Source organism: Thiohalorhabdus sp., from assembly GCF_046545655.1.
In the GTDB taxonomy this organism is placed as follows: domain Bacteria; phylum Pseudomonadota; class Gammaproteobacteria; order Thiohalorhabdales; family Thiohalorhabdaceae; genus Thiohalorhabdus.
Window position 1 is genome coordinate 1 of record NZ_JBKGZG010000008.1, and the last position, 20663, is coordinate 20663.

The window sequence follows — 20663 nt, forward strand, 5'->3', positions numbered from 1 at the left end:
TGGCGCGGGCTGGGCCGGGTGCCCCGCAGCGCCCTGGAGCTGCGGCCGGAGTACGCCCACCTGGACGCCGAGCGGCGCTTCGGGGTGACGGTGGGGCGGCCCCGCGAGAACCGGGCCTGCATCTGTCCCGCGGTGCTGCGGGGCGCGGCCCGGCCCACGGAGTGCACCCTGTTCGGCACCGCCTGCACCCCGGACCACCCCATGGGCTCCTGCATGGTCTCCTCGGAGGGGGCGTGCGCCGCCTATTTCGCGAGCGGTCGCACCCGGGAGCGGGCGGAGGCGTGAGCGGCAAACCGGATCTCGAAGGGGGCCGGGTGGAGCTGGCTCACGGCGGTGGCGGGCGGGCCATGACCCGGCTCATCGAGGAGCTGTTCGCCGCGGCCTTCGACAACCGGTGGCTGGCGGCGGGGGACGACGCCGCCGCCTTCCCGGCGCCCGCGGGGCGGATGGTGATGGCCACCGACAGCCACGTGGTGACGCCGCTGTTCTTCCCGGGCGGCGACATCGGCTCCCTGGCGGTGCACGGCACCGTGAACGACGTGGCCATGGGGGGCGGGCGGCCCCTGTACCTCGCCGCCGGCTTCGTGCTGGAAGAGGGCTTCCCGCTGGCGGACCTCCGGCGCATCGTGGCCTCCATGGCCGCCGCCAGCCGGGCGGCCGGGGTGCCGGTGGTGGCCGGCGACACCAAGGTGGTGGAGCGCGGCAAGGCGGACGGAGTCTACATCAGCACCACCGGGCTCGGGGTGGTGCCCGAGGGCGTGGCGGTGGGCGGCGGCCGGGCGCGGCCCGGAGACCGCGTCCTGGTGAGCGGCACCCTGGGCGACCACGGCGTGGCCATCCTCTCCGCCCGCGAGGATCTGGGCTTCGATACGGAGCTGTGCTCCGACAGCGCGCCCCTGCACGGGCTGGTGGCGGCCCTGCTGGAGGCAGCGCCCGGGGTCCGCTGCCTGCGGGACCCCACCCGCGGCGGCCTGGCCGCCGCCCTCCACGAGCTGGCCCGCCAGTCGGGGGTCGGCATGCGCCTCCGCGAGGCGGACCTGCCCGTACGGGAGGAGGTGCGCGGGGCCTGCGAGATCCTGGGCCTGGACCCCCTCAACGCCGCCAACGAGGGCAAGCTGGTGGCGGTCTGCCCGCCGGAGGCGGCGCCGGCCCTGCTGGCCGCCATGCGCGGCCATCCCCTGGGGCGGGCGGCGGCGGAGATCGGCGAGGTCACCGCCGACGAGCGGGGGTTCGTGGAGATGGAGACCGCCTTCGGCGGCACCCGCCTGGTGGACTGGCTGTACGGGGAGCAGCTGCCGCGGATCTGCTGAGCGCCGCCCTTTCGGGGAAGGCGGGGGCGCCCCTACCGCCCTAGGCCCTCTCGCCCCTGTGGTACTCCGTTCTTCCCGTTCTATAGTCGGGGGAGGTTCCCGGCCCGGGCCTTGCGGCGACCGGGCCGTTGCCCGGCGCTTTCCGCCCCGGAGGCCGGAGGGTCCCCCATGCCCGTCCACAATCGCGACATCGCCGAGCGGTTCACGCGGCTGGCCAACCTGCTGGAGATCGAGGGAGCCAACCCTTACCGCGTCCGCGCCTACCGCAACGCCGCCCGCACCATCGGCGGCCTGTCGGTGGATATCGCCGACCTGGTGGCGGAAGGGGAGGACCTGACCCGCTATCCGGGCATCGGCAAGGACCTGGCCGGCAAGATCCGGACCCTCGTGGAGACCGGGGAGCTTCCCGACCTGGCGGAGGTGGAGAAGCGCGTGCCCACGGAGCTCTCCGACCTCATGGCGCTTGAGGGGCTGGGGTCGCGGGGGGTAAAGGCCCTCTACAAGCGCCTGGGCATCACCGGGCTGGACGATCTGGAGGCCGCGGCCCGCGCCGGCCGCATCCGCGAGGTGGAGCGGTTCGGCGAGAAGTCGGAGCGCGCCATCCTCGAAGAGATCGAGAAGCTCCGCGGCGGGGCCCCGGAGCGCATGCGGCTGGCGGACGCCGAGGACGTGGCCCGGCCGCTGGTGGAGCACCTGGCCCGCGCGGAAGGGGTGGAGGCCATCGAGGTGGCCGGCAGCTTCCGCCGCCGCAAGGAGACGGTGGGCGACCTGGACATCCTGGTGGCCTGTGCGGACGGCGGCCCGGTCATGGAGCAATTCGTGGGCTACGACGAGGTGGCGGAGGTAGTCTCGCGGGGCTCCACCCGCTCCACCGTGCGCCTGGCCTCGGGGCTGCATGTGGACCTGCGGGCGGTCTCCCCGGCCAGCTACGGCGCGGCGCTGCACTATTTCACCGGGGCCCAGGCCCACAACATCGCCGTGCGCCGCCGGGGCGTGGAGCGCGGCTACAAGATCAACGAATACGGGGTCTTCGAGAGCGGGGGCGGCGAGGAGCCGGTGGCCGGTGCCACCGAGGAAGAGGTGTTCTCCCGGGTGGGCCTGCCCTGGATCCCGCCCGAGCTGCGCGAGGACCGCGGCGAGATCGAGGCGGCCGAGCGAGGGGAGCTGCCGGCGCTGGTGACCCGGCCCGACCTGCGCGGCGACCTGCACACGCACACCGATGCCACCGACGGGGTCGACACCCTGCGGGCCATGGCGGAGGCGGCGGCCGCCCGCGGCTACGAGTACCTGGCCGTCACCGACCATTCCCGGCGGGTGGCCATGGCCCACGGCCTCGACCCGGACCGGCTGCGGCGCCAGATGGAGGAGATCGACCGGGTCAACGGGGAGGGAACAGGGGTGACCCTGCTGAAGGGGTGCGAGGTGGACATCCTGGAGGACGGCTCCCTGGACCTGCCCGACGACGTGCTGGCGGAGCTGGATCTCACGGTGTGCTCCATCCACTACCGGATGAACCTGACCCGGGAGAAGCAGACGGAGCGGGTCCTGCGGGCCATGGACAACCCCCATTTCCGCATCCTCGGCCACCCGAGCGGCCGCGCCCTCAACGAGCGGGCGCCCATGGACCTGGACATGGGGCGGATCATCGAGGCGGCCGCGGAGCGCGGCTGCGTGCTGGAGGTGAACGCCCAGCCCGCGCGCCTGGACCTCCGCGATGTGGACTGCCGCCTGGCCCGGGAGCGGGGCGCCCGGCTGGCCCTGTCCACCGATGCCCACAGCACCGGCCACCTGGATCTGATGCGCTTCGCCGTGGGCCAGGCCCGGCGGGGCTGGGTCGAGCCGGGGGATGTGGTCAACACCCGCGACCTGGCGGGCCTGCGGGAGGCGCTGCGCCGGTGAGGACCCGATAGGAGCCAAGATGCCCGAACTGCCCGATGTGGAGGTGTTCAAGCGGCGTTTGGACGCCACCGCCCTCCATCAGACCATCGGCGGGGTGGAGGTGGAGGACGAGCGCATCCTGCGGGGCTGCGGGCCGGCCGAGCTGGAGCGCCGCCTGCAAGGCCGTTCCCTGGAGTCGTCCCGGCGCCACGGCAAGCACCTGTTCGCCGGCCTGAACAGTGGCGACTGGCTGGAGCTCCACTTCGGCATGACCGGGGACCTGGCCTACGTGGAGGACGTGGAGGACGCGCCTCCCCACACCCGCGCCCTGTTCCACCTGGAGAACGGGCACCACCTGGCCTACGTGGACCGGCGCAAGCTGGGCCATCTGGCCCTGCTGGAGGATGTGGACGCCTACCTGGCGGAGCTCGGCCTGGGGCCCGATGCCCGCGCCCTGGGCCCGGAGGAATTCCTGGAGCGGGCCCGGGGCCAGCGCGGCCAGGTCAAATGCTGGCTCATGGATCAGGAAAAGATCGCCGGGATCGGCAATGTCTATTCCGACGAGGTCCTGTTCCAGGCGGGCATCCACCCGCGAACGCCCGTCAAGGCGCTCTCCGGCACCGATCTGTGGGAGCTCCACCGGACCCTGTGGCGGGTCCTCGATGCCGCCGTGCAGGCGGCGGTGCGCCCGGAGGCCATGCCGGAGGGCTTCCTCCTTCCCCACCGCGAGGAGGGCGCCCCCTGCCCCCGCTGTGGCACCCCTATCCAGACCATCGGCGCCTGCGGGCGCACGGCCTACCTCTGCCCGAGCTGCCAGCCCGTTTCCTGACCCCTCGGCCGGGGAGCCTCCTTGGGAATATTTCTTATTTTGTAGGGGTTGTCCCGTAATTCTACCCTGAGTCGACGATTTTAACGGCGAATTCTGTCAACGGACTGTCCTGTACGGGTTTTTTCTGTTTGCCAGCGCAATAGGGCTGTCCTACCGTGGTTCCCAGGGGCGCTTGCTAGGGAGCCCCGGCGGCGGGCGGAACTTCTTGAAAGGGAAGGGCAGTCATGGGCGAGGAAAAGAACGATCTCAATGAGGAAATCCGGGCTCTGAAGGACGATCTGGCGTCCTTGCGCTCGGACGTTTCCGAGCTGGCCGAGGCCATGCGCGAGGCGGGGCGGGACAAGGCCAGCGACTGGCGCGCCTCGGTGCAGGACGAGTGGAACGAGCGGCGCGAAGAACTGCTGCATGCGCTGGGCGTGGCGCGGGACCGGGGACGCCAGGCGGAGGAAGACCTCGAGCGGAGCATCGGGGAGCATCCCTGGACCAGCCTGATCGCCGCCTTCGGGGTGGGCTACCTGCTGGCCAAGATTTCGGGCATGGGGGGTCGACGCTGAGCTATCTGGCCGATTTTCTGGTGGCCCTCCTGGACCTGGCGGAGGCCGAGGGGCGGGCCCTGCGGCGCGGCTTGGTGCGCCTCGGCGGCGGCCTGGCGCTGGCCATCCTCGCCGCCCTCCTGGCGGCCGCCGCGGTGGGGCTTCTCCTGTGGGCCCTGTACCTGTTCACGGCGGCCTTGCTCGATCCCGTGGCCGGGGCCCTGGTCACCGGCCTGGCGGCCCTGGCGGCGGCCGGAGCGCTGGGATGGCTCGCCAGCCGCCTGGGCCGGTGAGCACCGCCGAGGCCAAGGGCCGCCTGCGCGCCGGGGGCTCCTACGGGGACCGCCTGAGGACGCTCCGTGCCCGGCGGGGTCCCCGGTCGGAGCCGGGGGCTCCCTCTTCGCTGGAGGAGGCCAAGGACCGGGTGCGATGGGCGGCTGCCCGGCTCAGCCCCCCGGCCTGGGTAGGCCGCCACCCCTACGGGGCCGTGGTGGCCGCCCTGGCGGGGGGCATGGCCGCCGGCGGGGCGCCGGCCCGGTTGCGCAGGCTGGTGGCGCGGGGTCTGCTGGAGCTGGCCCTCCGTCGCCTCTAGGCCCGCTCTCCCTCGCCCTTTCCCTTCCCAGGACCGTGGCCGGTGCGGTCGCCGATCCGATCAATGAGGCAATCCGGTATATGTGCGGTATCGCGGGGTTCTGGACGGCAAACCTTCCCGGGATTCCGGAGGAGGTGGCCGGGGCCATGGGGGACCGGCTGCGGTCCCGCGGACCGGACGACCGCGGGGTGTGGGCCGACCGGGAGGCGGGCCTGGCCCTGGCGCACCGGCGCCTGGCGGTGCTGGACCTTTCCCCGGCCGGGCACCAGCCCATGGTCTCTCCCTGCGGACGGTACGTGCTGGCCTACAACGGCGAGATCTACAACCATCCCGAGCTGCGCGAGGCGCTGGAGGGGGAGGGCGGTCACTTCCGGTGGCGCGGGCATTCGGACACCGAGACCCTGCTGGCGGCCCTGCGCCACTGGGGGGTGGAGGGGACCCTGGGCCGGCTCAACGGCATGTTCGCCTTCGCCCTGTGGGACCGCGGCGAGCGGCGGCTCTACCTGGCCCGGGACCGCATGGGGGAGAAGCCGCTGTATTACGGGCGCAGCGGGGAGACCTTCCTGTTCGGTTCCGAGCTCAAGGCCCTGACCGTCCATCCGCACTGGCGGGGGGCGCTGGACCGCGATGCGCTGACCCTCTACCTGCGCCACAACTACATTCCCGCCCCATGGAGCATCTACCAGGGCATCCACAAGCTCCCCCCGGCCCATTACGTGGTGGTGGGGGAGGGCGGAAGGATGCCTTCGGCGCCCCGGTGCTACTGGGATCTGCGCGCGGTGGCGGAGACGGGCGCCGCGAGCGCGAGCGGGGATCCGGAGGCGCTGGCCGACGAACTGGAGGCGCTGCTCGGCGACGCCGTGGAGCGCCGCATGGCCGCGGACGTCCCCCTCGGGGCCTTCCTCTCCGGCGGCTACGACTCCACCACCGTGGCCGCCCTGATGCAGGCGTGCAGCCACCGGCCGGTGCGCACCTTCTCCATCGGCTTTCAGGAGGCGGCCTACAACGAGGCGGAGCACGCCCGGGCGGTGGCAAACCATCTGGGCACGGACCATACCGAGCTCTACGTGACCCCGGGGGAGGCGCGGGAGGTCATTCCCGAGCTGCCGACCATCTGGGACGAGCCCTTCGCCGATTCCTCGCAGATCCCCACCTATCTGGTGAGCCGCCTGGCCCGCCGGCACGTCACCGTGGCCCTGTCCGGGGACGGCGGGGACGAGCTGTTCTGCGGCTACCACCAGTACGCCCTCGGAGTCCGGCTCTGGAACCGGCTGCGCCGTGTGCCTTTGGGGCTGCGGAGGCGGTTGGCGGAGGCCCTGTCCAGGACCCCGGCCCCCGTCCTCGATGCGGCGGCGAAGGGCCTGCCCCGGCGGCTACGCCGGGCAGCCTCGGCGGACCGGCTGTTGAAGCTGGCGGAGGTGCTGCCGCCCACGGCGGGCGAGGAGTTCTACCGCCGCCTGATATCCCACTGGAAAGCCCCGGAGCAGGTGGTGCGGGGAGGGACGGAGCCGGGCACCCTGCTCACCGAGCCCGGTCGCTGGCCGGATCTGCCCGGACTGCGGGAGCGCATGATGTACTTCGATGCGCTCACCTACCTCCCCGACGACATCCTGGCCAAGACCGACCGGGCCACCATGGCCGTCAGCCTGGAGGCCCGGATCCCCCTGCTCGACCACCGCTTGGTGGAGTTCGCCTGGCGGGTGCCCACGGACCTGAAGTACCGCCAGGGACAGGGGAAGTGGCTCCTGCGCCAGGTGCTCTATCGCCACGTTCCGGCGGCCCTCATGGACCGGCCCAAGATGGGCTTCGAGGTCCCCATCGAGCATTGGCTGCGCGGCCCCCTGCGCGACTGGGCGGAGGACCTCCTGGACGAGAAGCGCCTGCGTGAGGAGGGGATTCTCCGCCCCGAGGCCATCCGCCGGATGTGGCAGGAGCACCTCTCGGGCCACCGTCGCTGGAATTACCACCTCTGGGACGTGCTCATGTTTCAGGCCTGGCAGCGTGAGCATGCCGCCTCTTCCCTCGCAGCCGGGCGCCTCTCGGACCCTCCGCGGGAGCGCGCGGCGGGCTAACCGGGCCCGCCACGCCTTCCACCGCCTGGCCCCGTCCGCGAGACACCCACGAAACCGCTCAAGTCCGACGCGTACGCCCACCTCTTGCACCGGCGCCTACGTCTCCCCCTTGCGGGCTGTCCAGTACCGGAAACCGGAAGGGGATCCCTCCCGCCTCCAGCGTGGCGGGGGGTGCGCCTTCCTCCCCCTATCGGGCCAGGGCCTTCCGTCTTCCTGGAGCCTCCCGGCCGGGCCGCGTTAAAGCATCCGGCGCGTACTGCTCCGGGGATCCCCGCTTCCTGTCCACCCCTAGGCCTTCCACAAAATGCGAAAGCGTTTCCAGGCGAACTGCATTGTTGGGAATTTTAGGGAATGCACCTACCTGACTCACCCCATCAAAATTCGGCCGTAAAAATAGTAAAACAAATTGCAGTATCGCAGTTGTAAAGGGGGCTGACGCAGTTGAATTTTGTTTTGTTATTTTCCAGTGGACGTACTATGAATTGGTAAAGGGGGTAACAAATTGAGCCCTGGACATAGGTGAATATCTAAGCAAATCCCTATGCAATTTCCGCGGCCAGCAACCCAAACCCGGAAAGCCATCCGGGAAAAAGGAGAGGCAGATGCGGACCATCCCTCTTTTCCAGCACCACATCAAGGCGGGATTCCTGATCCTGGGCTTGGTGGAGCTGATGGTCCTGGTGGTCGCGGTGGCGGTTGCCGCTTACGCCCGCTTCGAGTGGGACCCCCTTCTTGTCCGGGAGAGTGCCGGCCCCCTGTTCCCCAAGGCCGTCTTTTTCGCCCTCGTGGTGCAGCTGGCCATGGTGGCAACGGGGCTGTATCAGCGGCACCTGCGGGACGGCTACGGCGGTATCGCGCGGCGGCTGTCGATCGCCTTTGTCATCGCGGTGATCTTCCTGACGGTGTTCTTTTACACCCTCCCGGAGCTGTACCTGGGTCGCGGCATCCTGGGCGCCGCGCTGCTGATCGCCTTTCCGGCCCTCCTGGCCGTTCGGGCCACCTTCTTCTCGGTGGTGCGGAGCCCGGGCATGCGCCGGCGCGTGCTGGTGCTCGGCGCCGGGCGGGGCGCGGAGGCCCTGAGCCAGTTCCGGCGGGAGACGGACCGCCTGGGCAAGGACATCATCGGCTATGTCCCCATGGGCAGCGAAACGCCCCGGGTGGAGAGGAGCCATTTGATCGATATCGGGGAGGGCCTCTGTCCCTACGCCTACCGCAACGTGGACGAGATCGTGGTGGCCGTGGAGGAGCGCCGCGACGTCCTGCCGGTGCGGGAGCTCCTGGAATGCCGGGTGCGGGGGATCGAGGTGGTGGACCTGCTGACCTTCCTGGAGCGGGAGACGGGAAAGGTGAAGGTGGATCTGGCCCAGCCGAGCTGGTTCACCTATTCCCCCGGGTTCTTCTACCGGGGGCTGTTCCACCGCACCTTCAAGCGCGCCATCGATCTCGTGGGGGCCATGTTGCTCCTGGTGCTGGCCGGCCCGGTGATGATCGGGACGGCCCTGGCCATCCGCCTGGAGGACCGGGGCCCCGTGTTCTATCGCCAGACCCGGGCCGGGGAGGACGGCCGGCCCTTTCAGTTGATCAAGTTCCGGAGCATGCGCACCGACGCGGAGCGGATGGGTGTGCCCCAATGGGCGGAGGAGAACGATCCCCGGGTGACCCGGGTGGGCGCCGTGATCCGCAAGTACCGCATCGATGAGCTCCCGCAGGTCCTCAATATCCTGCGCGGGGACATGAGCTTCGTGGGCCCGCGTCCCGAGCGCCCGGAGTTCGAGGAGGAGCTGCTCCGGGAGCTGCCTTTCTACGCGGAGCGCCACCGGGTCAAGCCCGGGCTCACGGGATGGGCGCAGATCAGCTATCCCTACGGCGCCTCCCGGGAGGATGCCCTCGAGAAGCTCCAGTACGACCTGTACTACGTCAAGAACTTCAGCCTTTTTCTGGATCTGATGATCCTCATCCACACGGCGGAGGTGATTCTCTGGGGGAAGGGGGCCCGATGAAGGGGCCGGGGAATCGCACCGACGGGACGGAGCTCAATGCCTAGCATCGCGGCCCTGAGCTATGCCGGGGGGATGGCCGCCTTCCTGGCCCTGACCCTGGTGCTGGCCATCGGCTGGCGGGGGCGCAGCGCCGGCACCCTGCTCCTGTTGGCCGCGTCCGGGAGCACGCTGTGGGCCGCCTTTCTGGCCTGGCAGGCCTGGTCCGGCCAGGGAGGAACGGTGGCGGTGGCCCTGGCGGACGGGCTGCGCTACGGCCTCTGGTTCGCCTTCCTGGCGGGTCTGCTTAGGGGGCTGGCGGAGCCCCGCCTGTTCCGCGGAATCGCGGGGATTGCCGCCGGGCTGCCCGTTCTCCATTTCCTGGGGGCCGCCTGGGGGGACTGGGCGGGCTCGGAGTCAGTGGGTGCCGTGCTCGGCGGCTCGTCCATGCTGACGGGCATCCTGCTGGCGGTCTTCGGGCTTCTTCTGGTGGAGCAGACCCTGCGCAGCACGGAGGAGGACGGGCGCTGGGCCATCAAATACCTCAGCCTGGGCCTGGGGGCCATCTTCGCCTACGACTTCTTCCTGTTCGCCGACGGCCTTCTGGTGCAGCGCACGGACCTGGACCTGTGGGCGGCCCGCGGGGCGGTGAACGCTTTGGTGGTGCCCCTGATCGCCGTGTCCGCGGCCCGCAATCCGAGCTGGTCCCTGGACGTCTACGTGTCCCGCAGCATGGTGCTGCATACGGCCACCCTGGTGGGCGCCGGCCTCTACATGCTGGTGATGGCGGGGGTGGGCTACTCCATCCGCGCCTACGGGGGGATGTGGAGCGGGACCGTGCAGGCGGTCTTCCTCTTCGGCGCCGGGGTCCTTTTGGCGGTGCTGCTGTTCTCCGGTCAGCTGCGGGCCCAGGCCCGGGTTTTCCTCAGCAAGCATTTCTTCAACTACAAGTACGACTACCGCGAGGAATGGCTGCGCTTCGCCGCCACCCTCGCCGACGAGGAGGGCGGGCCCCTGAAGGAGCGGGTGATCCGCGCCCTGGGCCGGATCGTGGAGAGTCGGGGCGGCGTGCTCTGGAAGCGGGACGACAACGGAGACTTTCGGTCCACGGCGGCGTGGAACATGCGTAGAACGGAGGCGGATCCCCTGCCGCGGGAGGACCCCCTGGCCCGATTCCTGGAGGAGTCCGGCTGGGTCCTGGAGGCCGGGGAATGGCGGGAGCGCCCCTACCGCTACCGCGGGATCGCGGTGCCGGAATGGTTCAGCGCCCAACCGGAGGCGTGGCTGGTGGTGCCTTTGATCTATCGGGAGTCGCTGATCGGCTTCGTGGTCCTGGGCGAGCCCCGCGCGGGCACCCGGACCCTGGACTGGGAGGACTACGACCTGATCAAGACCGCGGGGCGCCAGGCGGCGAGCTATATCGCCCAGGAGGAGGCCGCCGAGGCCCTGGGCGAGGCCCAGCAGTTCGAGACCTACCATCGCCTCTCCGCCTTTGTCCTCCATGACCTGAAGAACGTCATGGGCCAGCTCTCCCTGCTGGCCCAGAACGCCTCCCGGCACAAGCACAACCCGGAGTTCGTGGACGACGCCGTCCTCACCATCGAGCACTCCGTGGAACGGATGCAGCGCCTGATGGAACAGCTGCGGGGCGGCCGCAACCTGAGCCAGCCGGTGGCCCTGGACCTGGCCGAGTGCGCCCGGGAGGCGGTGGCGGCCCACGGCGACCGGCTCCCGGTCCCCGGCATCGAGGAATCCGGCCCCGTCGGCCGCGTGGTGGCCGACCGCGGCCGGCTGGTGGCGGTGCTCGGGCACATCATCCAGAACGCCCAGGACGCCACGGGCGACGGGGGCTCCGTGGGGGTCCGGGTGCGGCGGGACGGAGACGATGCGTTGATCGAGATCGAGGACGACGGGAGCGGTATGGAAGCGGACTTCATTCGCAATCGACTGTTCAAGCCGTTCGATACCAGCAAGGGAAGCACCGGGATGGGAATCGGCGCCTACGAGGCCCGGGAATACGTGCGGGAGCTCGGGGGCGACGTGGAGGTCTCCAGTGCCCCCGGTAGCGGGACGCGGTTCCGGATCCGCTTCCCGGAAGAGGCGCTGGTGGAGGAGCCCATGGAACTGGCCAGGGAGGTGGGGCAATGAGTGGCAGGGAGCGCCGTTTGTTGATCGTGGAGGACGACCCCGGGGTCCAGCGGCAGCTGCGCTGGTCCTTTGACGAGGTGGAGCCCATCGTCGCCGAGGATCGCCAGAGCGCCCTTGCGCAGCTGCGCCGGTACGAGCCCCAGGTGGTCAGCCTGGACCTCGGCCTGCCCCCGGACCCGGGCGGGGTGGAGGAGGGCCTGCGGGCCCTGCGCGAGATCCTCGCCCTGGACCCCCGCGTGAAGGTGGTGGTGATCACCGGCAACAACGACCGCGACAACGCGGTCCGGGCGGTGGCCATGGGGGCCTACGACTTCTACGAGAAGCCCCTCGACCCCGAGCTGCTCGGGGTCATCGTGGACCGGGCCTTCAAGGTCTACGAGCTGGAGGAGGAGAACCGCAAGCTCAGCCGCAGCCGGCAGGATTCGCCCCTGGCGGGTGTGGTTGCGGCGAGTCCCCAGATGGAGCATGTCTGCCACATGGTGGAGAAGGTGGCCCCCTCGGAGGCCACCGTGTGTCTCCTGGGCGAGAGCGGGACCGGCAAGGAGCTCCTGGCCCGCGGCCTTCATCAGCTCAGTCCCCGGGCCGGGAACCGCTTCGTGGCCATCAACTGCGCCGCAATCCCGGAGAACCTCCTGGAGAGCGAGCTGTTCGGCTACGAGAAGGGGGCCTTCACGGGCGCCAACCGGCAGACCCGGGGCAAGATCGAGCACGCCCACGGCGGCACCCTGTTCCTGGACGAGGTGGGCGATCTGCCCCTGTCCCTGCAGGCCAAGCTCCTGCGCTTCCTCCAGGAGCGGGTGGTGGAGCGGGTGGGCGGACGCGAGGAGATCCCCGTGGACCTGCGGGTCATCTGCGCCACCAACCAGGACCTGGAGGAGCAGCTGGCGCGGGGCGATTTCCGCGAGGACCTCTACTACCGGATCACCGAGGTGACCGTGCGCATTCCGGCCCTGCGCGCCCGGGAGGGGGACGCGGCGGTGATCGCCCGGTCCCTCCTGGAGCAGACCGCCCGGGAGCAGTCCCGGCCGGTGCCCCGGCTCACCCAGGACGCGGTCCACGCCATCGAGGCCCACAGCTGGCCGGGCAACGTCCGCGAGCTGGAGAACCGGATCAAGCGGGCCACCATCATGTGCGAAGGCGGCCGGATCACCCCCGGCGATCTGGAGCTGGAGGCCCCGGAGACCGAGCCGCTGCCCTTCAACCTGCGCCAGATCCGGGAGAAGGCAGAGCGAACCGCACTCCACCGCGCACTCAACCACACCAACAACAACCTGTCCCGGGCGGCCGAGGTGCTCGGCGTAACCCGGCCCACCCTCTATGCCTTGCTGGACAAGCATCAGATGCGCAGCGGCCGGGCCACCAAGAACGCCTGAGTCCGCGGGGAACCGCAACCGGATCGGCTTCCACGGGAGCAGCTTATGGGAACGTTTCTACGCAAGGGGCGGCACGGTAGGCCCCTGGCCGGACTGTTGGCCGCCATCCTGCTGGCCGGATGCTTCGGCGAGGGCATGGAGGCCGAAGAGCATCTGGAGCGGGCGGAGGACTACCGGGAGGAGGGGGAGCTGCAGGCGGCGGTGATCGAGTATCGGAACGCATTGCAGAAAGAGCCCGAAAATGCCAAGGCCCGGCTCCAACTGGGGCGCACCTATGCCGCCCTCGGCGACGGGGTCTCCGCGGTGAAGGAGCTGCGGCGCGCCGAGAAGGCGGGCGTCCCCGAGGCCGATCTGGCTCTGCCGCTCGGCCGGGCTCTGCTGTTGAAGGGCGACCCCGGAAAGCTGCTGGAGGAAATCGACCCTGAGGCGGTCTCCGGGGACGGCAAGCGGGCCCGGGTCCTCGCCCTGCGGGCTAGGGCGCGGCTGGCCCGCGGGGACCTGGAAAGGGCCAGTCCCCTGGTGGATCAGGCCCTGTCCCTGGATGAGGGCTCCTCCAGCGTGCTGCAGGCGCGGGCCTGGGTGGCCGCCGCCGGCGGGGATCTGAATGAGGCCCGGGAATGGGCCGAGCGAGCCCTGGAGACGGATCGCGACCGGGGCGCCGCCTGGAGCTTGCTGGGGGACATTCAGCGGCGGCAAGGGGAAGTGGAAGCCGCGGAGGAGGCCTATTCCCGGGCCATCGAGCGCCGGGCGAACAATGCTGGCGATTATTTCAAGCGGGCCTTGATCCGCATCACGGATGGGGAGATGGAGTCCGCGGAGGAGGACCTGGACGCCCTGGAAAAGGTGGCCTCGGAGCATCCCGGCCTGTCCTACGGTCGGGGGCTGATCGCCTTCCAGGAAGGGAACCTGAACGAGGCCCTGAGCGGGTTCCGGAAGGCGGTCCGGGGAGCCCCCCGGCATCTTCCCGCCCGGTTCTATCTGGGTGTCACCCAGTTCCTCGAGGAGAACTACAACCAGGCGGAGGCAGAGCTGTCCCGGGTGCTGGAGCGGGCACCCCGCCAGGACCAGGCCGCCAAGCTCCTGGCCTCCATCTACCTCCGGTGGGAGTCCTACGACCGGGCCATCCGGGTGCTGAAGCCCGTCCTGCGGCGCAGCCCCGAGGACCGGGTGGCCCTGACCCTCATGGGCCGGGCTTCCCTGCGGGCGGGACGTACCGAGGAGGGCATCTCCTACCTGCAACGGCTGGTGAAGCAGTCCCCCGAAGACGCCACGGCCCACACCACGCTCGCCCTGGGCCATATCTATGACGGTCAACGGGGGGAAGGTACCCGGGCCCTGGAGAAGGCCATCGAGCTGGAGCCGGAGGCGGAGGTGCCGACGGCCCTCCTGGTCCGGCAGTATCTCGAGTCCGGGGATCTCGACAGGGCCCTGGAGGCCGCCCGGCGGTATCGGGACAACCGCCCGGAAAGCGCCCGTCCGCTGGTCTACATGGGGCTGGCCTACCTGGGCAAGGACCGGGTGGAGGAGGCCCGGGAGGCCTTCCGCGAGGCCATGGAGCGGGAGCCCGGGGATCCGGCCGCTGGCAACAACCTGGCCCGCCTGGCTGCCCGCGACGGCGAGCCCGGGGCGGCCCGCCGCCATTACGAACGGATCCTGGAGGAGCACCCGGACCATCTGGGCACTCTGGTGTCCCTGGCCCGCCTGGAGGCCGGGCAGGGCAATGGCGAGGCGGCCGTGCGGGCCCTGGAGCGGGCCCGGGAGGCCAACCCCGAAGCGGCCGAGCCGCGGACCCTGCTGGCGCGCTACCACCGCAGCGAGGAACGGTACGCCGAGGCCCTGGACGCCGCGGAGGAGGGGCTCGAAGGCAGCTCTTCGGATCCGGACCTGCTGGAGGAGATTGGTCGGGCGCAATTGGCCCTGGGACGGGGCGGTGCCGCCCTGGACACCTTCGAGCGGCTGGCGGAGATCGTCCCCGATTCGGCCCGGGCCCGGCTCCTGGTGGCGAGGGCCCATGCACGGATCGGGGATGCCGAGGAGACGGAGCGCGCCCTGCGGGCGGCACTGGAGCGGGACGAGGGCCTGCTGGAAGCCCGCCTGGCCCTGGCCCGCCTGCTTACCCGGCAGGGCCAGCTGGAAGCAGCCGGGGAACAGGTGGAGCGCCTGCGGCGAGACCACGGGGATCACCCGGAGGTGGCCATCCGGGCAGCCCGCCTCGCGGCCCGGGAGGGACGGTGGGAGGAAGCCGTGGAGGCCTACCGGGAGGCCCTGGCCAGCCAGGAGCGCCCTTCGTGGGTGCGGGATCTGGCGGCCATGCAGCGCCGGGCCGGGCGCACGGAGGAGGCCAGGAAGACCCTGGAGGGCTGGCTGGAGCGCCATCCCGGGGACGGGGAGGCGCGGCTGGCCCTGGGCAATCTTCATCTGCAAGCGGGGCGCAAGGAGGCGGCCGCGCAAGCCTTCCGCCGCCTCGTGGAGGAGCATCCCGACAACGTGGCGGCACGGAACAACCTCGCATGGGTGCTCCGGGAGGACCATCCGGAGGAGGCGGAACGCCATGCGGAACGTGCCCTGGAGCTTGCTCCGGAGTCCGCGGAGGTCCGGGACACCGCGGGATTGGTCAAGCTGGCTAGAGGCCGGGCGAAGGAGGCTGTTCGGCAGCTCCGGCGTGCCGTGGATCTGGACCCGGATCGGCCTGCTTTCCAGGTGCATCTCGCACGTGCCCTCCGAGACCAGGGCGAGCGGAGTGAGGCGCGCACCATCCTAGAATCGTTGCTGGATCAGGACGCCGAGCTGCCCCAGCGGGCGGAGGTGGAGGGGATGCTGGAGGAGCTCTCGGCCCGGCAATGACGGCTACGGACGGGGATTGGGGGCCGTCCCGGGACGTGGGCCGAGGACCGGCTATGCCGGACACGGCCCCCTCCGGCAGGCCAATGGGGGCCAACCTGTGTTCCCTGGACCGGCAGGGGCTGGACGCAGAAAGGCCGCCCCGGCGGGGCGGCCCATACCGAAGGCCGGCGTCGTGAGCTACTTAGGCCAGAGACCGCCCCGGGAAGCGCCGCCGTCCGAAGGCGGCCGTCAGGACGAGACCAAGACCCGTCAGGGCCGCTGTGGCCGGTTCGGGGATCTGCTCCCCGCCCCCGGCAACGGTGATGTTGACCTTGTTGAAGGCGTCGAAGCCGCTCGACTCCGTGGGGCCGAACAGGTCGCCGTCACCGTACAGGCCGACATCGGCCGCCCCGTCTCCGGAGAAGGCGATGTCCTGGATGGCGTTCGACCCCAGGTTCTGGGAAAACTCCCCGAAGTCCCGATCGAAGTCCTCATACACCCAGCTGGCGCCGAAGAAGAAGTCTCCCACGTCCTCGTTCATCACGGCGTCCTGGAAGGCCTGGAGCTCAATTGGGCTCTGGGCGATCCAGAAGTCGTCCTCGCCGTCCAGGCCCGCGGCGGCCCGCAGGCTGCCGTCGCTGGCGTCCGCCAGCTCCTGCTCCGAATCCCCGGCGGTCCGGTCGAACTCGGTGCCCGCGTCAATGGAATCGTCGAAGAACAGGGTGGACAGCTGGTCCTTGTCGATGCCGAGGGAGTCTGCCTCGGAGTCGCCGAGGTAGGGATCCCAGGCCTCGGCGGACGGGTTGCGGAAGCGGATGTCCCACATCTCGTAGGTGCTGCCGCCAAGGTCGGCGGTCTTTCCGGAATCCCCCATGTCGGCCACTTCCACCTGAAACAGGGAGGTGAACTGCCTTCCGGTGGTGTTCACGTAGGACGCGTCCCCCCCGTTTTCGAGCTTGGTGATGTCCATGGCCCCGCGCAGGGTGTCCCCCTCCTGGATGGCGCCCTCAACCCGTTCCCCGTTGCGGTAGAAGTTCTCCCCGCTGTCATCGGTCCACAGGGCCATGTCGGATGGCATGATCGAATCCAGAGCTGTTGCCTGGGCCGTGCCCGCGGCACACAGACCCATACCTACCATGCCGGCCAGGGCCGAATGCAACACGACGTTGCGTACTGCCATCGTTCTTCCTCCACAGAATGTTTGGTGTCTAGCTGGGAGCCCGACATCCGTGGCACCCGCCTCGCCCTGTCCCTAGCCAGTACCGTGCCAAGAAGAAAAATCTCTGCATTTCAAATATCTGACCGCATGACATGGTTTTCATGCGCGGGCCATGGAAACTTTTCCGACGCCAGCCGGATGGCCCTGCCTGGCCCCCGGAACCCGCCCGGTTCGTGTGTCCTTCCCCGGTAAAGGCCCGCGTCCGGGCGGGTCGGCTCAGAACTTCGGACCCCTTCGGTGTCGGGAGAATGGACCTTGGTCCTTTCCCCCAAGGGAAGGACCAAGGTGCCGGCCATGGCCTTGTTTTCAGTCCGCCGACCCCGGGCTCCTTTTCGGCCGGGTGACAAAAATCCGCGGAAAAGACCCATCCGGCCGTCCCTGCTGAAGCGGGATTGTGGCCTCTCCGCCTCCTTGCCCCTTCATCCGGTTCGGGCCGCCCGTGTCCCGCCAGGGCGTGGGGAGTGTAAAGGGTAGGGTTTGATGGGCTTTGTTCTGGTAACAAAGTTGGACAGAAGATGGTAGGTGGTAGGGGGAATTTAGTTGCCCGGAAATTATTTAAACAATTGTTTTTAAATAATTTTAAGTATGGTCTGTAAAATATTTTTTACACCAAAAACCCGGGTTCCGGGCCCGGTAAGGGTTCGTCCCAAGGTTTCGTTGGTGTCTTTTACGTTATTAATGTCCAAAAGAAAGTAAAACGCACCTAAAGGGCCTCCGGGCCGGGGAGGGGGAAATCTTGAAGGAATGCCTTGGGGTGCCGCGCACTCTCGTATGGATCGTTTTGCCATTGGGCTTGATGGGGGTGGCCGGTTGTGGCGGTCCCGGCCTTCCGGAAGGGGCCCCCAAGAAGCTGGATGTTGACGAGACCCCGCACTACCTCATCGGTCCGGGGGACTCCGTCAACATCTTTGTCTGGCGGAACGAGGAGCTCTCGGTGACCGTTCCCGTCCGTCCCGACGGGCGCATCACCACCCCGCTGGTGGAGGACGTCGTGGCCAGTGGTCGGACCCCCACCCAGCTGGCGCGGGTGATGGAAAACGAGCTGAGCACCTACATCAAGGAGCCTGAAGTGACCGTCATGGTCGATCAGTTCCAGGGGCTTCCCCCCCGGCAGATCCGCGTAGTGGGGGAGGCCACGGAGCCCATGGCCCTGCCTTACCAAGACGATCTTTCCTTGCTCGACGTGATGATCGAGGTGGGGGGGCTTACCGAGTTCGCAGCCGGCAATCGAGCCAAGCTGGTACGGACCGTGGATGGCGAGCGCAAGCAGTACAACGTCCGCCTCGACGATCTGGTCCGCGACGGCGACATCAGCCAGAACGTGGACATGCTCCCCGGGGACGTCCTGTTCATCCCTGAAGCTTTGTTCTAGCTAGCCCGATCACAGGCGGATTGGTAACCGATCATGCGTGAAATGCTAAGCCAGCTTACGACCTATCTGCGGGGCGTCCTGCGCTTCCGCTGGTCCGTCCTGCTTACGGCCTGGGCCATCGCTCTCGCCTCGTGGGCCCTGGTGTACTACCTGCCGGACAAGTACGAAGCCAACGCCCGCGTCCACGTGGATACCCATTCCGTGCTCGAGCCCCTGTTGGAAGGAATGGTGGTGGATACCAACACCCAGGAGCGGGTCAACCTGATGGCCCGGACTCTGCTTAGCCGCCCCAATTTGGAGAAGGTGGCGCGAGAGACGGACCTGGACCTTCAGGCCGACGGAAGGAACGGCATGAAGGATCTTGTCGACCGCCTCCGGGAACGGATCGAGATCGATGCCACCAGCGAGTTCAACCTCTACGAAATTACCTACCGCGATACCGATGCCAATCGAGCCGAGCAGGTGGTCCAGGCCCTGCTGGACCTCTTCGTGGAGGAGAGCCTCGGGGATACCCGGGAGGATTCGGCCAACGCCCAGGAATTCCTGACGCACAAGCTCAAGGAATACGAGCGGCGCTTGGAAGAGGCCGAGCAGCGCCTGATGGACTTCAAGCGCGAGCATACCGGCGAGATGCCCGACGAGCGCGGGGACTATTACGAGCGGCTGCAGAGCAGGCAGGCCCAGCTCGAGGAGGCCAGGCTGCAGCTGGAGACCGCCGAGAAGCGCCGGGATGCCCTGGAGAAGCAGCTGGCCGGCGAAAAGCCTACCTATGGGGTTATGGAGCGGACCGCGCAGTCCCCTTCAGGGGCGGAGGAGCCGAGCGAGCTCGAGCAACGGGTCTCGCAGCTCCAACAAGAGCTGGACCAGCTCCGGCTGCAGTACACCGATGAGCATCCCGATGTCCGCAATCTGGAGGCCACCATCGAGAACCTGGAGGAACAGCAGGGTGAACAACAGTCCTCTCAGGTTGCCTCGGCCGACCAAGGCGATGAAAGCGGCGGCCCGGAGGCCAACCTGGGGGGCAACGAGTACTACCAGAACCTCCGCACCGCCCTGTCCGAGGCCAAGGCGGAGGTGGCCTCCCTACAGGCCCTGACGGAGCGGCACGAGGAAGAGGTGGAAAGCCTGAAGGAGAAGGTGGACACCATTCCCCAGGTGGAGGCCAAGCTGGCGAGCCTGAACCGCACTTACCAGGTGAACAAGGAGAACTACGAGAAGCTCCTGGCGCGGCTGCAGAATGCCCAGATCTCCGAGGAGGCGGGCCGTAGCAGCGACGACGTGCAGTTCCGGGTGGTGGACCCGCCCCAGACCCCTGTCGAGCCCGTGGCGCCCAATCGGCCTCTGCTGGTGAGCGGCGGCCTGTTCGGCAGCGTGGGGGCGGGAATGGTCCTGGGGGTGCTAATGGCTCAGGTCCGCCCGGTGTTCGACTCCCGGAGGAGCCTGTTCGAGGCCACGGGTCTGCCGGTTCTGGGGACGGTATCCCAGGTGAGCACCCGGGCCACCGCCGCCCGCAAGCGAACCGAAGGCCTGCTGTACCTGTTGGGAATGGTCCTGTTGCTCCTCGTGTATGGGGTTGCCTTGGCCGTTGCCTTCTGGGGAACAGGACCCGTAGAGACCTGGCTCAACGCGTGGGGGATTTCCCTATGAGCAGCATAGAAAAGGCAATGGACCAGATGGGAGGCAGTCCCGCCCTGGACATGGATTCCACCGGGTCGGAGGAGGCCCGGGAGCAGCAGCCCCAAAAGGCGCACGGCGAACGGGCGCCAGAGGATGTGGACATCCAGCTGCCCTTCAAACGGCTCCGGCGGCGCGGGCTCCTGTCTCCCACGGACACGGACAGCCGCCTGGCGGAGGAATACAGGCTGATCAAGCGTCCCCTGCTCATGAACGCTTTCCATGAGGAGCGCCGGACGCTGGCCCGGAGCAACCTGGTCATGGTCACCAGCGCCCTGCAGGGCGAGGGCAAGTCCTTCACCGCCTTCAACCTGGCCGTGAGCATGGCCATGGAACGGGACCACACGGTCCTGCTGGTGGACGGCGACCTGGAGGAGGCCTCCCTCACCCGCTGGCTGGCGCGTCGGGACATGACGGGGTTCTCGGACCTCCTGGAGGACCCCGACCGGGATGTCAGCGAGGCCCTGCTCCGCACCGATATGCCGCGCCTGACCATGGTCCCGGCGGGAAAGCGGCATCCCCACGCCACCGAGCTATTGGCGAGCGGCCAAATGGCCCAGGTGGCGGAGGAGCTGTCCCAGCGGTATCCCGATCGGATCGTGCTCTTCGATTCGCCCCCCCTGCTGGTTACGAGCCAATCCACCGTGCTGGCCAGCTCCGTGGGCCAGGTGCTCCTGGTGGTGGAGTCCGGCAGGACTCCCCAGAATCTCGTGCACGAGGCCATGGGGCTGCTCGATACGGAGAACCAGTGGGTCGGATCGATCCTGAACAAGGGTGAGCGGTTTGCCAGCGGCTCCTACTACGGCGGCTACTATGGCCAGTACGGCTGAGCGCGCCGGTCGTCTTTCGTCCATCACGCCCGCC

General features: G+C 69.1%; 15 protein-coding genes and 1 pseudogene. 15 read left to right on the forward strand and 1 reads right to left on the reverse strand.

From position 1 onward, the window contains the following. From ACLFRB_RS03145 to prsT, 12 genes and pseudogenes are all read left to right on the forward strand, one after another. Positions 1–285 (forward strand): annotated as a pseudogene (locus ACLFRB_RS03145) (hydrogenase formation protein HypD); the annotation flags it as partial. Next, positions 282–1310: a hydrogenase expression/formation protein HypE gene (gene hypE / locus ACLFRB_RS03150; RefSeq protein ID WP_411067546.1), complete on the forward strand. Its 1029-nt coding sequence runs from the start codon at positions 282–284 to the stop codon at positions 1308–1310. The pseudogene ACLFRB_RS03145 and the gene hypE, both read left to right, overlap by 4 nt. Before the next feature lie 168 nt (positions 1311–1478). Beyond that, positions 1479–3209, forward strand: coding sequence for a DNA polymerase/3'-5' exonuclease PolX (gene polX / locus ACLFRB_RS03155; protein ID WP_411067547.1), 1731 nt, complete (start codon positions 1479–1481; stop codon positions 3207–3209). A gap of 19 nt (positions 3210–3228) precedes the next feature. Next, complete coding sequence (locus ACLFRB_RS03160) at positions 3229–4017, forward strand: Fpg/Nei family DNA glycosylase (protein WP_411067548.1); 789 nt, start codon at positions 3229–3231, stop codon at positions 4015–4017. A 224-nt stretch (positions 4018–4241) separates the two neighbouring features. Then, positions 4242–4571 (forward strand): YqjD family protein, encoded by a 330-nt coding sequence (locus ACLFRB_RS03165; protein ID WP_411067549.1) that lies wholly within the window; start codon positions 4242–4244, stop codon positions 4569–4571. A 20-nt stretch (positions 4572–4591) separates the two neighbouring features. Further along, positions 4592–4843 (forward strand): hypothetical protein, encoded by a 252-nt coding sequence (locus ACLFRB_RS03170; protein WP_411067550.1) that lies wholly within the window; start codon positions 4592–4594, stop codon positions 4841–4843. Then, positions 4816–5142 carry a hypothetical protein gene (locus tag ACLFRB_RS03175; RefSeq protein ID WP_411067551.1) on the forward strand — a complete coding sequence of 109 codons (327 nt, stop codon included), beginning with the start codon at positions 4816–4818 and terminating at the stop codon, positions 5140–5142. The genes ACLFRB_RS03170 and ACLFRB_RS03175 overlap by 28 nt, the downstream gene beginning before the upstream one ends. Positions 5143–5222: 80 nt before the next feature. After that, the gene (gene asnB, locus ACLFRB_RS03180) at positions 5223–7214 is read left to right on the forward strand and encodes an asparagine synthase (glutamine-hydrolyzing) (protein WP_411067552.1); all 1992 of its coding nucleotides are present in this window, start codon (positions 5223–5225) and stop codon (positions 7212–7214) included. A gap of 602 nt (positions 7215–7816) precedes the next feature. Then, positions 7817–9214 (forward strand): TIGR03013 family XrtA/PEP-CTERM system glycosyltransferase, encoded by a 1398-nt coding sequence (locus ACLFRB_RS03185; RefSeq protein ID WP_411067553.1) that lies wholly within the window; start codon positions 7817–7819, stop codon positions 9212–9214. 36 nt (positions 9215–9250) lie between these two features. Then, the gene (gene prsK, locus ACLFRB_RS03190; protein WP_411067554.1) at positions 9251–11338 is read left to right on the forward strand and encodes an XrtA/PEP-CTERM system histidine kinase PrsK; all 2088 of its coding nucleotides are present in this window, start codon (positions 9251–9253) and stop codon (positions 11336–11338) included. Continuing rightward, complete coding sequence (gene prsR / locus ACLFRB_RS03195; RefSeq protein ID WP_411067555.1) at positions 11335–12711, forward strand: PEP-CTERM-box response regulator transcription factor; 1377 nt, start codon at positions 11335–11337, stop codon at positions 12709–12711. The genes prsK and prsR overlap by 4 nt, the downstream gene beginning before the upstream one ends. A 45-nt stretch (positions 12712–12756) precedes the next feature. Then, positions 12757–15555, forward strand: a complete 2799-nt coding sequence (gene prsT, locus ACLFRB_RS03200) for an XrtA/PEP-CTERM system TPR-repeat protein PrsT (protein WP_411067556.1) — start codon at positions 12757–12759, stop codon at positions 15553–15555. A 181-nt stretch (positions 15556–15736) separates the two neighbouring features. On the opposite strand, the gene ACLFRB_RS03205 is transcribed toward prsT, so the two are convergent. Next, positions 15737–16612, reverse strand: coding sequence for a PEP-CTERM sorting domain-containing protein (locus tag ACLFRB_RS03205; protein ID WP_411067557.1), 876 nt, complete (start codon positions 16610–16612; stop codon positions 15737–15739). A 937-nt stretch (positions 16613–17549) separates the two neighbouring features. On the opposite strand from ACLFRB_RS03205, the gene ACLFRB_RS03210 reads away from it, so the two are divergent. Genes ACLFRB_RS03210 through ACLFRB_RS03220 form a run of 3 tightly spaced genes read left to right on the forward strand, consistent with a single transcriptional unit; the run spans position 17550 to position 20629 of the window. Then, the gene (locus ACLFRB_RS03210; protein ID WP_411067594.1) at positions 17550–18125 is read left to right on the forward strand and encodes an XrtA/PEP-CTERM system exopolysaccharide export protein; all 576 of its coding nucleotides are present in this window, start codon (positions 17550–17552) and stop codon (positions 18123–18125) included. Positions 18126–18158: 33 nt separating this feature from the next. After that, positions 18159–19772 (forward strand): XrtA system polysaccharide chain length determinant, encoded by a 1614-nt coding sequence (locus ACLFRB_RS03215; protein ID WP_411067558.1) that lies wholly within the window; start codon positions 18159–18161, stop codon positions 19770–19772. Further along, entirely contained in the window at positions 19769–20629 is an 861-nt protein-coding gene (locus ACLFRB_RS03220) for an XrtA-associated tyrosine autokinase (protein WP_411067559.1), read from the forward strand. The genes ACLFRB_RS03215 and ACLFRB_RS03220 overlap by 4 nt, the downstream gene beginning before the upstream one ends. The last annotated feature ends 34 nt before the right edge of the window (positions 20630–20663 follow it).